The organism is Streptomyces sp. Y2F8-2 (genome assembly GCF_014905555.1).
In the GTDB taxonomy this organism is placed as follows: domain Bacteria; phylum Actinomycetota; class Actinomycetes; order Streptomycetales; family Streptomycetaceae; genus Streptomyces; species Streptomyces cynarae.
Genome location: NZ_BNGS01000005.1, coordinates 142,504 through 155,754 on the forward strand (window position 1 = coordinate 142,504; position 13,251 = coordinate 155,754).

Below are 13,251 nucleotides of genomic sequence, written 5' to 3' on the forward strand. Positions count from 1 at the left end.
TGGGAATGGCGCCGCGGGCACGGATTCCGGCCTCGTCACCGGTCCTGCGCTGCGCGGCGCCATTGATACCCCTAAGGAAAACATCAGAGCCGCAATGGCTCAACTGGCGCGCTTTTCACTGGTCCATTGGTACAGTCGAAGAAGATCCATTGATACCACCGGGAGGCCAACGGACCATGGCCGTGGACGGACTCGACACCCGCATCCTGCGGCTGCTGCTCGAACAGCCGCGCACCAGCGTGCGCGAGTACGCGCGCATCCTGGGCATCGCCCGGGGCACTCTCCAGGCCCGCCTCGACCGTCTGGAACGCGACGGGGTGATCACCGGCACGGGGCCGTCCCTGTCCCCCGCCGCGCTCGGGCACCCCGTGCTGGCCTTCGTGCACATCGAGGTCACGCAGGGGCATCTGGACGAGGTGGGCGACGCGCTCGCGGCTGTGCCGGAGATCGTGGAGGCGTTCTCCATCACCGGTGGCGGCGACCTGCTGACCCGGGTGGTCGCACGCGACAACGCACATCTGGAGGACGTCATCCAGAAGCTGATCAGCCTGCCCGGGGTGGTCCGCACCCGCACGGAGGTGGCACTGCGCGAACGCGTACCGCACCGCCTGCTGCCGTTGGTGGAGTCGATCGGCCGCGCGGCGGCGAACTGACCCCCGGGCGGGGCACGGGCCCCCGGGCGGGGCACGGGCCGCCCCTTGGCATGCTGGAGCCCATGAGCACCCTCGGCGCCACCGCTGTCGTCTTCGATCTCGACGGGACCCTCGTGGACAGCGAGCCCAACTACTTCGAGGCGGGCCGGCAGCTCCTCGCCGGGCAGGGCGTCACCTACGCCTGGGCGGACCACGAGCGGTACGTCGGCGTCAGCACACGGGAGACGCTGGTCCACTGGCAGGAACGCTACGGCCTCACGTCCCCGCTCGACGAGTTGCTCGCGGAGAAGGACCGGCGCTATCTGGCGCTCGCCCGCGCCGCCACCCCGGTCCACCCGGAGATGCGGAAGTTCGTGGAGCTGCTGGCCGGCGCGGGCGTGCCGATGGCCGTCGCCTCGGGCTCCTCACGTGAGGCCATCGAGGCGGTCCTGGCGGGCACGGGCCTGGGCGCATGGCTCGGCACGGCCGTCTCGGCCGACGAGGTCGCGCACGGCAAGCCGGCCCCGGACGTCTTCCTCGAAGCCGCGCGCCGCCTCGGCACGTCCCCGGCCGACTGCGTGGTCGTGGAGGACGCGGCACCGGGAGTCGTCGCCGCTCACGCGGCCGGGATGCGGTGCATCGCGGTCCCGTACGTCGCCGCTCAGGCCGACGACCCGGCGTTCGCCACGGCGGGGCTGCTGTTGCGCGGCGGGCAGGCGGAGTTCACCGCCCGGACGGCCTACGACTGGCTGCTGGGGTCGGCGCCCTCGTAGCCTTCTTGCGACCGGGGAGGGGTTCATGGGTTCCGAGGCCGTACTCGTCGCCAACCGCGGGGAGATCGCCGTCCGGGTGCTGCGCGCCGCCGCCGAACTGGGCCTGCGGACGGTCGCGGTGTACGCGGACGGCGACGACGCGCACGTCCGGTACGCCGACGAGAGCGTACCGGTCCCGGACTACCGCGACGCGGAGGCGCTGCTGACCGCCGCACGTTCGACCGGCTGCGCGTTCCTGCACCCGGGATACGGATTCCTCAGCGAGGACGCGGAGTTCGCCCGGCGCTGCGCCGCCGGGCAGGTCACGTTCGTCGGCCCGTCCCCCGACACTCTGGCCCTCTTCGGCGACAAGGCACGCGCGCGTGCCTTCGCCTCGGAGCTCGGGGTGCCCGTCCTGCCCGGAGGGGGAACGACCGTGCAGGAGGCCCGGGAGTTCCTCCGCGACGGCCCGCTGATGATCAAGGCGGTCGGCGGGGGCGGCGGGCGCGGTATGCGGGTGGTGCGGACGGCCGATGAACTGGCCGGGGCGTGGGAGCGCTGCCGCTCCGAGGCCCGGCAGGGCTTCGGGCTCGACACGGTGTACGCCGAGCGGCTGCTGGAGGGCGCCCGGCACATCGAGGTGCAGATCCTCGGCGACGCGCAGGGCGCCCTCACGCATCTGTGGGAGCGGGACTGCAGCGCCCAGCGCCGGCACCAGAAACTCGTCGAGATCGCGCCCGCGCCCGAACTCCCGGACCACGTACGGACCGCACTCGTGTCGACCGCCCTGCGGCTGGCGCGCGCCGCGCTCTACACCGGGCTCGGCACGTTCGAATTCCTGGTGCGGGGCGAGGAGTTCCACTTCATCGAGGCCAATCCACGGCTCCAGGTGGAGCACACGGTCACCGAGGAGGTGACGGGCGTCGATCTGGTGGCCGTACAACTGCGCCTGGCGGCGGGCGAGTCGCTGGCGTCGCTGGGGCTGGCGGGACCGCCCGATCCGCCGCGCGGTTTCGCCGTGCAGGCGCGGGTCAACGCCGAGGTGGCGGAGGCGGACGGCACGGTGCGCCCGTCGTCCGGGCGGCTGACGCGCTTCGACGTGCCGACGGGCCCGGGGATCAGGGTCGACACGGCGGTCCGCGCGGGCGCCGAGGTCGGCGTGCGCTACGACGCACTGCTCGCCAAGGTGGTGGCACACGTTTCGCACGGCGGCTGGCAGGCCGCCTGCGCCCGGGCCCGCCGCGCGCTGGGTGAGTTCGCCATCGAGGGGGTTCGGACGTCTGTCCCCCTGCTGCGGGCGCTCCTCGCTCAACCCGGGTTCTGGGCGCACACGGGATTCGTCGAACAGCACCTGCCGGAACTGCTGCCCGAGGAATCGGGCGTGGCGGCCGGGTCGGCGGACGGCACCTTGGGGGCACCGCTGAGCGGCACGGTGCTCTCGGTCGAGGTCGCGCCGGGTGACGCCGTGCGCTCCGGGCAGCAGGTGCTGGTGCTGGAGGCGATGAAGATGGAGCACGTCGTCCGCGCACCGGGCTCCGGGGTCGTCCGCGCGGTGCACGCGCGCGTGGGGGACACGGTGGCCGAAGGACGGACCCTGGTGGAGCTCGACGTCACCGACGACGATCCGCACCAGGACGGCGGAGTCCCGGCGGTGGACCTGGACGCCGTGCGGCCCGATCTCGCGGAGGTGGTGCGGCGGCACGCCTTCGGCCTGGACGAGCACCGCCCGGACGCCGTCGCCAAGCGGCACGCCTCCGGCCGGCGTACGGCGCGCGAGAACATCGAGGATCTGTGCGACGAGGGGTCGTTCACCGAGTTCGGTGCGCTGACGGTGGCGGCGCAGCGGCGCCGGCGCTCGCTGGAGGACCTGATCCGGGCGACTCCGGCGGACGGCATGGTCACCGGCACCGGGCGCGTGAACGGCGAGCCGTGCGTCGTCATGTCGTACGACTACACGGTCCTCGCGGGCACGCAAGGGCTGCAGAACCATCGCAAGACCGACCGGATGCTGCAGATCGCCGAGGAGCGGCGGCTGCCGGTGGTGCTGTTCGCGGAAGGCGGCGGGGGCCGCCCCGGTGACACGGACGGAGTCTCCGTCTCGGGCCTGGAGCTGACCACGTTCCACCAGATGGGCCGTCTCAGCGGTCTCGTCCCCCTGGTCGGCATCGCCTCGGGGCGCTGTTTCGCCGGCAACGCGGCCCTCCTCGGCTGCTGCGACATGGTGATCGCCACGCCGGAGGCCACGATCGGCATGGGCGGCCCGGCGATGATCGAGGGCGGCGGGCTCGGCGTGTTCCGGCCCGAGGAGGTGGGGCCGCTGTCGGTCCAGGCACCGAACGGGGTGGTGGACGTGGCGGCCGCCGACGAGGTGGAGGCGGTGGAGGTGGCGCGCCGCTACCTGTCGTACTTCCAAGGAACGCGGACCGCCTGGGAGGCCCCGGACCAGCGGCTGCTGCGGCACGCCGTTCCGGAGAACCGCAGGCGGGTCTACGAGGTGCGCACGGTGATCGAGGCGCTGGCCGACACCGGGTCGGTGCTGGAGCTGCGGCGGGCCTTCGGCGCGGGTGTGGTGACGTCTCTGGTGCGGATCGAGGGCCGCCCGATGGGTCTGATCGCGAACAATCCGGGGCACCTGGGCGGAGCCCTCGACCGGGACGCCGCGGACAAGACGGCGCGCTTCCTCCAGCTGTGCGACGCCTTCGGGCTGCCGATCCTCTCGCTGTGCGACACGCCCGGTTTCATGGTGGGACCGGACGCAGAACGGACCGCGACGGTACGGCACTTCGCGCGCATGTTCGTGACGGGCGCGAACCTGCGGGTGCCGCTGGTGAGTTTGGTGCTCAGGAAGGCGTACGGGCTGGGCGCGATGGCGATGATGGGCGGCTCCACCCGCGCGCCGCTCGCCTGCGCCGCCTGGCCCACGGGCGAGTTCGGCGGCATGGGACTGGAGGGCGCGGTCCGCCTCGGCTACCGCAGGGAGCTGGCGGCGATCCAGGACCCCGAGGAGCGGGCCCGCGCGTTCGAGGAACGGGTCGCCGAGCTGTACGAGCAGGGCAAGGCGGTCAATGCTGCGGCGGCCCTGGACATCGACGCGGTGATCGACCCGGCCGACTCACGGCGCTGGGTGCTGGCGGCCCTGGACGGTTGGGAGGGGCCCCGCGACGCGCGCGGGCGGGGGTTCGTCGACACCTGGTGAGCGGATGTGGCCGCGGGTCCCCAGGGCTGCTGCGGCGAGGCTCCGAGCCGTCGGCCGGAGACGCCGGGCACGATCCTTCCGCGCCGGGTCCTGTCGTTTCTCGCCCCTTGTCCGGCCCCGTCACGACCGCCGACGGGGCTTGCCGCGCCGTGCGGCCTTGGGGCCGCCGGAACCGCTGCGGGGACTGCGGCCGGTCGACTTCCCGGGGGCGGGCTTGCGCCGGGTCCCTGCCGCGTCGGTGCGCTGACGCTTCGTTTCGGCAGGGGGCTGGGCGGGGGTGCGGCCCCGGGTGCTGTTGACCGTCCGTCCGCGCACGATCCCGATGAAGTCCTCCACCAGGTCGGTGGTCGCGTCCTCGGGCCAGGACAGGGCCACGCTCGACTGGGGCGCGTCCACCACCGGGCGGTAGGTGAGGTCGCGGCGGTGGTACAGCCGCGCCAGCGACTGGGGCACGACGAGCAGACCCACGCCCGCCGCCACGAGTTCGATGGCGTCCTCGGTGGTGGCAGGGCGCTCGAAGGCGGGCTCGCCCGGCGGTCGCTCCCAGCCCAGGACGTCGTCGAGGGGGTGGAGGACGACCTCGTCGGCGAGATCGTCGCAGGACACCTCGTCGACGGCTGCCACCACGTGGTCCTTGGGGACGACGACCACCGTGGTCTCGGTGTAAAGCGGGATCGCGCTGAACACCGTGCGATCCACCGGCAGCCGTACAAGCCCCGCGTCCGCCTCGCCGCCGCCCAGCACCTCGGGCGCTTCGGCCGCCGGCACCTGAAGCAGGGTGAGCGGTACATCGGGCAGGCGTTCGTTCCAGATCCGCGCCCATTTGGCGGGCGTCGCCCCGGGGACGTACACGAGCCGAAACGAGGGGGATGCATCCGTGCCTGTCACCCCGCCAGGTTACCGGGCGTGGTCAAAGGGCCCGAATCCGGCCGATAGTCTGGACAGCATGAAGTCGCAGCAGACCACCCAGACGATGAAGCCCGCCACCGCGGCCAAGAAGCTGGGTGTGTACCTCCCCGCCACCCCCGCCGAGTTCCAGGAGGGTGCCGTCTCCCGGGCCGAGCTGAACGAGCTCCAGGCCAACCCGCCCGAGTGGCTGCGGGAGCTGCGACGCAACGGCCCGCACCCGCGCCCGGTGGTCGCGGCGAAGCTGGGCGTCTCCATCGCCGGCCTCGCACGCGGCGGAGTCACCGAGGCCCTCACCACGGAGCAGATCGAGGCGCTGAAGAAGGACCGTCCCGAGTGGCTGGAGAAGGAGCGCGCCACCCAGGCCGAGGTCCGCAAGGAGGCCGCGCGCATCAAGAAGCGGGACGCCGAGCGCGCCGAACAGTCCGGTCGTCCGCGCCCCTGAAGCCGCCGAGCACAGGCGCCGGCCGTACGCGCGGCAGCGGGGCCGGGCTGATGCCCGGCCCCGGATCCTCCCGGACGTGGTGTCCTAGACGTTGGGCTCCGCCGCGCTGATGTCGCCGAGCGCCGACTCCGGCTGACGCTCCACGGCCAGGTCGCCGAGGGAGATGATCCCCACCGGCTCTCCGCCCTCGACGACGGGGACACGGCGGATGTGGTGCTCGCGCATCACCTGAATCGCGCGGTCCAGGTCCTCGTCGGGGGTCAGGGTGACCAGCTCTTCACTGCACGCGCGGGCCACCGTCGTCTCCTGCGGGTCGGCTCCCTCCGCGAGCGCGCGCACCACGAGGTCGCGGTCGGTGACCAGTCCACGCAGATGGTCCTTCTCGGTGACGAGGACGGCTCCGATGTCCCGATCGCGCATGATCTGTGCCACCGTCGCCAGCGAGGTCTGCGGTTCGACCTTGACGGGCTCGGCGGTCATGATGTCGCGTACGTGCTGGGCCATGACGTGTCCCTTCTCCACAGGTCTCCCAGGTCTCCCCAGGGCTTCCCCGGGGCGGCGGTTCCGGTCCCCGCCGCTCAGGCGCCGAGTACCCGGTGGGCGTGGTCCTGCACGGCTGCGGCGCGGTCTCCCGCGCCGCGGCGGTCCGCCGGGACGGGCCACCTCCGGTCAGGTGGCGCCGGAGCCCCCGCTGCCGAAGGAGCCACTGGAGCCGGAGTTCCAGCGTGGGCGCTTCTGCTGCTCGCTGCGCCGGGTGCCGGAGGCGTGGACCTCGTGCGGGGTGAGACGCTCGCTCTCGTCCTGCGCACGCGGAACCTCGTTCGGCTCCCTGGCCTCCCGGGACTCCATGACGGGTCCGGAGGTCGGCCGGGTCGGCTGGTCGGAGGGGCGCGGCGGCGACGGTTCCCGGCGTCGCACCTTGATGCCGAGCCGGACGGCCCACACCAGGGCTCCCGCGATGAGGAGACCGCCGACGAAGGCGCCGAGCACGCCCCAGGCGGCATCGGAAGCGGCTAGTTGAAGAGAGATCGTCAGCATTTTCTCCGGGTACCCCGCTGCGGGGAATGAACCCTTCGCCTGCGGGCGCCCGCGACGGCGGCGGAACCGGGTCGACGGACCGGCTTCAAGCGCGGGGCCGCGCGGCGGTGGTCTCTTCCTCCTCCCGACCGGTTTCTCCCGGCCGAGCCGGGGCACCCGCGACGCGCCCGCGTGCCGTCCGGCCCGTGCGCCGGGTGTGACACCGCGGGCGACGGCGCGTGGAGGAGGACGATGACAGAACTGTCGGAATACAGCGCGGACCTCCGGCGGAAGGCCACCGCCTCCTCCCCTCTCGGCCGCACGGTGCTGAACTGGATGACGACGACCGACCACAAGGTGATCGGTCGTCTGTACATGGTCACCGCGTTCTGCTTCTTCCTCTTCGCCGGTCTGCTGGCGATGGCGATGCGGGCGGAGCTGGCCCGTCCGGGCCTGCAGTTCATGTCCGAGGACTTCTACAACCAGCTCTTCACGGTGCACGGCACGGTGATGATGCTGCTCTTCGCGACGCCCATGTTCGCCGGATTCGCCAACGCGGTGATGCCGCTGCAGATCGGTGCCCCGGACGTGGCGTTCCCGCGCCTGAACGCCCTGTCGTACTGGATGTACCTGTTCGGCGGCCTGATGGTGGTGTCCGGGTTCCTGACGCCGTCCGGGGCCGCCTCGTTCGGCTGGTTCGCCTACGCCCCACTGAACAGCGCTTACCGCACGCCCGGCGCCGGCGGCGATCTGTGGACGATGGGCCTGGTGGTGACGGGTGTGTCGACGACACTGGGCGCGGTCAACTTCATCGCCACGATCATGTGTCTGCGGGCCCCTGGCATGACGATGTTCCGGATGCCGATCTTCACCTGGAACGTCCTGTTCACGTCGATCCTGGTGCTGCCCGCGTTCCCCGTGCTCACGGCCGCGCTGCTGGCGCTGGAGGCCGACCGTAAGTTCGGGGCACACGTCTTCGACGCGACGAACGGCGGCGCCATCCTGTGGCAGCACCTGTTCTGGTTCTTCGGACACCCGGAGGTGTACATCGTGGCGTTGCCGTTCTTCGGGGTGATCTCGGAGATCCTCCCGGTGTTCTCGCGCAAGCCGCTGTTCGGCTATCTGCCGATGATCGGCGCGACGACCGCGATCACCATGCTCTCCGCGGTCGTGTGGGCGCACCACATGTTCACGACGGGTGCCGTGCTGTTGCCGTTCTTCTCCCTGATGTCGTTCCTGATCGCGGTCCCGACGGGGATCAAGTTCTTCGCGTGGATCGGCACGATGCACCGCGGGTCGCTGTCGTTCGAGACACCGATGCTGTGGTCGCTCGGTTTCCTGGTGACGTTCCTGCTGGGCGGCCTGAGCGGTGTGCTCCTCGCGTCGCCGCCGATTGACTTCCATGTCACCGACTCGTACTTCGTCGTGGCGCACCTGCACTACGTCCTCTTCGGCACCGTGGTGTTCGCGATGTTCGCGGGCTTCTACTTCTGGTGGCCGAAGTTCACCGGGAAGATGCTGGACGAGCGGCTCGGCACACTGCACTTCTGGCTGCTGTTCCCCGCCTTCCAGCTCACCTTCCTGGTGCAGCACTGGCTCGGCACGGAGGGCATGCCCCGCCGCTACGCCGACTACCTGCCGGCCGACGGCTTCACCCTGCTGAACACGCTCTCGTCCGCGGGCGCGTTCCTGCTGGGCGTCTCCACGCTGCCGTTCCTGTACAACGTCTGGCGCACCGCGCGGTACGGCCAACGGGTCACCGAAGACGACCCCTGGGGTTACGGCCGCTCGCTGGAGTGGGCGACGTCCTGCCCGCCACCGCGCCACAACTTCGTGGCCCTGCCCCGGGTGCGGTCCGACTCGCCCGCCTTCGAGCTGCACCATCCCCAGGCCCTGCGGCAGTCCCTCGAGGAGGGAGCGCGATGAAGACCGAGGCCATGCTCTTCGGCGGCGTCGCCGTGTTCTTCGCGGGCTCCGCCGTTCTCTACGGTGCCTGGTCGAGGGATCCGGCGGGTACGGCGTGCCTGGTCATCGCCTTCGGGATGGCGGCCCTGGTCGCCTTCTTCTGCGCCGTGCAGTACCGGCGCAAGGGGCGTCGCCCGCAGGACCGCAAGGACGCCGAGGTGATGGACGCGGCCGGTCCGCTGGAGTTCTTCCCGGCCCACAGCCCGTGGCCCGTGGTCACGGCGCTCGGCTTCGCCCTCGCCGCGACCGGTGTGGTCTTCGGGCTGTGGCTGTTCCTCATCGGCCTCGGGGTGCTGGCTCGGGGTGTTCTCGGGATGGTGTTCCAGTACGCGGCTCGAGGGAGCTGAGCGGCTTCCTCGGCACTCCCGGCCGGAAGTCGGTCACCGGCTCGTGGCCGCTCTCGTAGCCGCCCTCCACGGTCTGCCGCACCTCCCCGGTCTCCTCGCCCTCGGCCAGGCGTTTCTGCTCCGCCTCCAGCAGGGCGTGGCACAGTCGGCGGGTGAACAGGAAGGCGGCCACGGGCGCCGCCACGAGGGCGATGCGCAGGGTCCAGGTCAGAGAGTTCAGCGAGATCTGGAAGGTGTCGGCCACGATGTCGTTGCCGCCGGCCAGCAGCAGGACGCCGTAGAAGGTGATCCCGGCGACGCCGAGCCCGGTGCGCACCGGGCGTTCCCGCGGCCGGTCGCAGAGGTGCTGTTCCCGGTGCCGCTCTCCCGTCAGCCGCTGTTCGACGAACGGGTAGGCGTACAGGACGGCGAACAGCAACAACGGTAGGACGACCCCCGGCAGCAGCACGTTCCACATGATCGTGTGGCCGGCGACGGTGGTCTCCCAGCGCGGCATCAGCCGCAGCGATCCCTCCAGGAAGCCGACGTACCAGTCGGGCTGCGAGCCGGTCGACGCCTGGTCCGGCCGGTAGGGGCCGTACGTCCACACCGGGTTGATCTGGGCGACTGAGCCGAGCATCGCGATGACGCCGAAGACCATGAGGGACAGGCCGAGGGAGGACGCGGCGAACTGCGGGAAGAGCGGCTTGCCGATGACGTTCCGGTTGGTCGCGCGCGGGCCGCGCCACTGGGTGTGCTTCAGGTGGAAGACCAGGATCAGGTGCACGGTGACCAGGGCGAGCAGTGCTCCGGGCAGCAGCAGGACGTGCACGGGGTACAGCCGCGACACGATGTCCTCGCCGGGGTACTGCGACCCGAACACGAACATGCTGACGTAGGTCCCCACGACCGGCAGGGACAGCATGATGCCCTGGGCGATGCGCAGTCCCGTGCCGGAGAGAAGGTCGTCGGGGAGCGAGTAGCCCGCGAAGCCCTCGGCCAGGGCGATCAGGAACAGCGTGACACCGATGATCCAGTTGATCTCCCGGGGCCTGCGGAAGGCACCGGTGAAGAAGATCCTCAGCAGATGCAGACCGATCGCGGAGACGAACACCAACGCGGCCCAGTGGTGCATCTGCCGCATGAGCAGGCCACCGCGCACCTCGAAGCTGATGTGCAGGGTCGCGTCGAACGCCTCCGACACCGGCGTCCCGCGCAGCGGCACGTAAGGCCCGTGGTAGACGACCTCGTGCATCGCCGGCTTGAAGAAGAGCGTCAGCCACACGCCGGTCACGATCAGCACGATCAGGCTGTAGAGCGCGATCTCGCCGAGGAGGAACGACCAGTGCTCGGGGAATGCCTTGCGCAGCAGTCGTCCGCCGCCGTCCAGCAGGGGCAGCCGCCCGTCCGCCGCGTCGGCGAACCGCTCCCCGGGACGGCGGACTTCGGATGCCGCGGACGGGGCCGGTGGCCGGTGCTCCGCCTTCACCGTGCCTCCCCCCGGGTGGTCGGCGGACCCCTCACACCGGTCACGGTCCACGGAACGCCTCCTTCTCCCGCCTCTCACCGACCGTCCCATGCCCTGTGCGGCCCTCGGGCCGCCGACGACCACCCCTGCCTTCACGCCGCCCGTCGTCAGGGGAAGAGCGCGATGCCGAGGACGATCAGCAGGACGATCACGACGATGATCGCCACCATGCTCCAGGACCCGCGGTTCTTCGCCGGCGCCTTGGCCTTCCCGCCGCGAGGCCGGTCCTCCTCCAGCGTCGGATGGGCCGGGCGGTCACGCTTGTAGAACTCTTCGTCATCTCGGTGTTCGGTCATGACGTCTCCTTCCCGATGTGCCCCTGTCCTTGTGTGCCCCTGTCGTTGTCGCCGAGCGGGTTCCCCGCCCGCGCCGCGGGATGCCGGACGCGTCAGGCGGCCAGTGCCCCCGTGCGCAGGGCGCTGTCCCCGCCGCGCCACGTCTTGAGGAGGAGGGCGCCGAGCCGGTCCTCGAGGAAGCCGGTGGCGCGGATCCCGAACACGACGTCCGCCTCGAGATGCGGTTCGCTCTCCAACAGCCCGCCGATCACGTCATGGCGTACGACCTGTTCGTGCACGGCGTCCGCCACCACGTGCTCGTCGTAGAAGCGGGCGGCCGCCTCCCCCGCACCCGTCCGGCGCATGGCCTCGGCCAGGCGGCGGGAGCCGGGGGAAGAGGTGACCTCGACCGCTGCGAAATGGCCGGTCAGCGCGCCGCGCAGGCTGCGGTGCAGGCCGAGGAGGGACATGAGGTTGACCGTGGCGAGCATCTCCGCGGGCGCGGCCTCCACGTAGTAGCCGTAGGCCGTGTTGAGCCCCAGGTCCTCCATCAGGTCGGCGAAGAGGCCCGCGTGGATCTCGTCGGCCCGTCCCGCCCCGAACTCGTCGAACTCGACGGCCACCATGGCCGCCTTGGCCCTGCCGTGCAGCCGGGGGATCACCCAGGCATGCGGGTCGGCCTCCTTGAGGTGGTACAGCGATCGCAGCGCCGCGTACTCCCTGAGGTGGCGCAGTTCGCCCTCGCTCCGCAGGAAGTGGGTGACGCTGCCGCCGCCGTCGCCGACGGGTTCGACCTGGAGTTCGTCCAGGGCCTCCTGCGCGCCGGCGTCGACCGGGACGTCTGCACGCAGAGCGTCCAGGAAACGGTCTTCGAGGGCGCGGCGGAAGGTGAGCAGGGCGGGGTCCCACTCGTGGTCGTCATCGACCCCGTCGAACCCCTGGTAGTGCAGTTCGTACAGGACGTACAACGCCAGCTGCAGGTCTTCGCCGTACGGGTCGCTGTCCGCGAGGGAGGCCAGCGACAGCGGGCTGCCCCGCTCACGCAGCGCGCTGACCGCACCGTGCGAGAGAGGGCCCCTGGGCAGGGGCAGCGGCGGGCTGAACTGGCGTGGTTCACGTCGGCCGGTCGTCACGCGCGTGTCTCCTTCCGTCCCCAGTCCTGATCGTCGCAAGTCCTTCCGCACCCCGCTTGCGGCTCCTCCGGCATCTCCCTCCGCCCGGTCTGCGGGTCGCCCGGCACGTCTGTCCGCCCGGCTTCCCGGTCGTCCCGCATCTCCTTCGGGCCGGTTTCCCGGTCGTCCGTCGGTTTCCCGCGGCGGCGATGGCTGGTGTCGCACCATGGGTAGGTGCGGCTGCGTCGGCAGGTGCAGATCGCCACCACGAACCGCCGGCTGACGACGGTGTCGCCGTCGGGGCCGGTGACCTCCACGGGACCTTCGACCAGCAGTGGGCCGTCGCGATCGGCCCGGATGCGGACCACACGTTCACTCTCGTACGGCACGGACGACCACCAGCTCTTCCACCATGTCGTCGGCGGGCAGACCGCGCTGCCGCAACCAGGCCAGCCGGGACCGCAGCACCCGGCCGAACGGAATGGGGACGCGATCCGTGACCCCGGCGCTGAGCCCCGCCGAGGTGAGTCGGTCCAGGGTCTCGTCCACCCCGGACAGCGCGGAGTGCACCAAGAGGAGCACTCCGTGGGCGCGCAGGTACCCGGGCGCGGCATCACAGATGCGGTCCAGAAGCAGCCGCCCGTCCCAGCCGGCGTCCCAGGCGCGGGCGGAGCCCCGGGGGCTTCCGGCAACGGGTGAGGGCACGTACGGCGGATTGCTGACCACCAGGTCGAAGCGGCGTCCGGGCACGGCCGCCGTGAGGTCGCCGCGGCGCACGCTGATGCGCTGCCCGCTGAGCAGCGCGTTCACCCGGGCCGCCAGCACCGCCCGCCAGGAGATGTCGACGGCGGTGACACGCGCGCCGAGCCGTGCTGCCTCCAGGGCCAGGGCGCCGCTGCCGGTGCCCAGGTCGAGGACGTCCGCCCCGGGGGTGATCTCTTCCCGGCGCAGCGCACGCGTCAGCAGCCAGGTGTCCTCCTGCGGCTCGTAGACGCCCGGCGGGGTCCACGCGGGGGCAGGAAGGGGCGGACAGGGGGTTTCGACGGTCATCGGCTCCTCCGGTCGACTACGCAGGCGCTATCGGCACCAGCCGCGGC

General features: G+C 71.6%; 14 protein-coding genes. 6 read left to right on the plus strand and 8 right to left on the minus strand.

What is annotated here, in order from left to right; translation table 11 throughout:
• Positions 1-176 precede the first annotated feature (176 nt).
• From SY2F82_RS18330 to SY2F82_RS18340, 3 genes are all read left to right on the plus strand, one after another.
• Positions 177-653 (plus strand): Lrp/AsnC family transcriptional regulator, encoded by a 477-nt coding sequence (locus SY2F82_RS18330; RefSeq protein ID WP_200420176.1) that lies wholly within the window; start codon positions 177-179, stop codon positions 651-653.
• A 62-nt stretch (positions 654-715) separates the two neighbouring features.
• Positions 716-1,405, plus strand: a complete 690-nt coding sequence (locus SY2F82_RS18335; protein ID WP_200420177.1) for an HAD family phosphatase — start codon at positions 716-718, stop codon at positions 1,403-1,405.
• A gap of 25 nt (positions 1,406-1,430) precedes the next feature.
• Complete coding sequence (locus SY2F82_RS18340; RefSeq protein WP_200420178.1) at positions 1,431-4,580, plus strand: carboxyl transferase domain-containing protein; 3,150 nt, start codon at positions 1,431-1,433, stop codon at positions 4,578-4,580.
• 120 nt (positions 4,581-4,700) lie between these two features.
• On the opposite strand, the gene SY2F82_RS18345 is transcribed toward SY2F82_RS18340, so the two are convergent.
• Entirely contained in the window at positions 4,701-5,468 is a 768-nt protein-coding gene (locus tag SY2F82_RS18345) for a LysR substrate-binding domain-containing protein (RefSeq protein ID WP_200420179.1), read from the minus strand.
• 58 nt (positions 5,469-5,526) lie between these two features.
• Here SY2F82_RS18345 and SY2F82_RS18350 point away from each other — a divergent pair, with 58 nt between their 5' ends.
• Entirely contained in the window at positions 5,527-5,931 is a 405-nt protein-coding gene (locus SY2F82_RS18350) for a DUF5997 family protein (protein WP_200420180.1), read from the plus strand.
• Positions 5,932-6,015: 84 nt separating this feature from the next.
• Here the strand turns inward: SY2F82_RS18350 and SY2F82_RS18355 are convergent, their stop codons facing one another.
• Positions 6,016-6,435, minus strand: coding sequence for a CBS domain-containing protein (locus SY2F82_RS18355; RefSeq protein ID WP_200420181.1), 420 nt, complete (start codon positions 6,433-6,435; stop codon positions 6,016-6,018).
• Between the two features lie 165 nt (positions 6,436-6,600).
• Entirely contained in the window at positions 6,601-6,969 is a 369-nt protein-coding gene (locus SY2F82_RS18360; protein WP_200420182.1) for a DUF6479 family protein, read from the minus strand.
• A gap of 231 nt (positions 6,970-7,200) precedes the next feature.
• Between SY2F82_RS18360 and ctaD the strand changes: the two genes are divergently transcribed.
• Together ctaD and SY2F82_RS18370 are read left to right on the plus strand one after the other, a co-directional pair.
• Positions 7,201-8,874, plus strand: a complete 1,674-nt coding sequence (gene ctaD / locus SY2F82_RS18365; protein ID WP_200420183.1) for a cytochrome c oxidase subunit I — start codon at positions 7,201-7,203, stop codon at positions 8,872-8,874.
• Entirely contained in the window at positions 8,871-9,260 is a 390-nt protein-coding gene (locus SY2F82_RS18370; RefSeq protein WP_200420184.1) for a cytochrome c oxidase subunit 4, read from the plus strand. The genes ctaD and SY2F82_RS18370 overlap by 4 nt, the downstream gene beginning before the upstream one ends.
• On the opposite strand, the gene SY2F82_RS18375 is transcribed toward SY2F82_RS18370, so the two are convergent.
• The 5 genes from SY2F82_RS18375 to SY2F82_RS18395 form a co-directional block, all read right to left on the minus strand.
• Complete coding sequence (locus tag SY2F82_RS18375) at positions 9,190-10,638, minus strand: ubiquinol-cytochrome c reductase cytochrome b subunit (RefSeq protein WP_236041660.1); 1,449 nt, start codon at positions 10,636-10,638, stop codon at positions 9,190-9,192. The two genes, SY2F82_RS18370 and SY2F82_RS18375, sit on opposite strands and share 71 nt — an antisense overlap.
• Positions 10,639-10,874: 236 nt before the next feature.
• Positions 10,875-11,063, minus strand: coding sequence for a hypothetical protein (locus tag SY2F82_RS18380; RefSeq protein WP_200420185.1), 189 nt, complete (start codon positions 11,061-11,063; stop codon positions 10,875-10,877).
• A gap of 92 nt (positions 11,064-11,155) precedes the next feature.
• Positions 11,156-12,175, minus strand: coding sequence for an iron-containing redox enzyme family protein (locus tag SY2F82_RS18385; protein WP_200420186.1), 1,020 nt, complete (start codon positions 12,173-12,175; stop codon positions 11,156-11,158).
• Entirely contained in the window at positions 12,172-12,543 is a 372-nt protein-coding gene (locus SY2F82_RS39915) for a CDGSH iron-sulfur domain-containing protein (RefSeq protein WP_374707176.1), read from the minus strand. The genes SY2F82_RS18385 and SY2F82_RS39915 overlap by 4 nt, the downstream gene beginning before the upstream one ends.
• Complete coding sequence (locus SY2F82_RS18395; protein ID WP_200420187.1) at positions 12,527-13,204, minus strand: HemK2/MTQ2 family protein methyltransferase; 678 nt, start codon at positions 13,202-13,204, stop codon at positions 12,527-12,529. The genes SY2F82_RS39915 and SY2F82_RS18395 overlap by 17 nt, the downstream gene beginning before the upstream one ends.
• Positions 13,205-13,251: the final 47 nt, after the last annotated feature.

What these genes read in the sequence shown, in the direction of transcription:
- SY2F82_RS18330 (WP_200420176.1), top strand. Translation starts at nt 177, where the DNA reads ATGGCCGTGGACGGACTCGACACCCGCATCCTGCGGCTGCTGCTCGAA.
- SY2F82_RS18340 (WP_200420178.1), top strand. Translation starts at nt 1,431, where the DNA reads ATGGGTTCCGAGGCCGTACTCGTCGCCAACCGCGGGGAGATCGCCGTC.
- SY2F82_RS18335 (WP_200420177.1), top strand. Translation starts at nt 716, where the DNA reads ATGAGCACCCTCGGCGCCACCGCTGTCGTCTTCGATCTCGACGGGACC.
- SY2F82_RS18395 (WP_200420187.1), bottom strand. Translation starts at nt 13,204, where the DNA reads ATGACCGTCGAAACCCCCTGTCCGCCCCTTCCTGCCCCCGCGTGGACC.
- SY2F82_RS18380 (WP_200420185.1), bottom strand. Translation starts at nt 11,063, where the DNA reads ATGACCGAACACCGAGATGACGAAGAGTTCTACAAGCGTGACCGCCCG.
- SY2F82_RS18355 (WP_200420181.1), bottom strand. Translation starts at nt 6,435, where the DNA reads ATGGCCCAGCACGTACGCGACATCATGACCGCCGAGCCCGTCAAGGTC.
- SY2F82_RS18360 (WP_200420182.1), bottom strand. Translation starts at nt 6,969, where the DNA reads ATGCTGACGATCTCTCTTCAACTAGCCGCTTCCGATGCCGCCTGGGGC.
- SY2F82_RS18350 (WP_200420180.1), top strand. Translation starts at nt 5,527, where the DNA reads ATGAAGTCGCAGCAGACCACCCAGACGATGAAGCCCGCCACCGCGGCC.
- SY2F82_RS18370 (WP_200420184.1), top strand. Translation starts at nt 8,871, where the DNA reads ATGAAGACCGAGGCCATGCTCTTCGGCGGCGTCGCCGTGTTCTTCGCG.
- ctaD (WP_200420183.1), top strand. Translation starts at nt 7,201, where the DNA reads ATGACAGAACTGTCGGAATACAGCGCGGACCTCCGGCGGAAGGCCACC.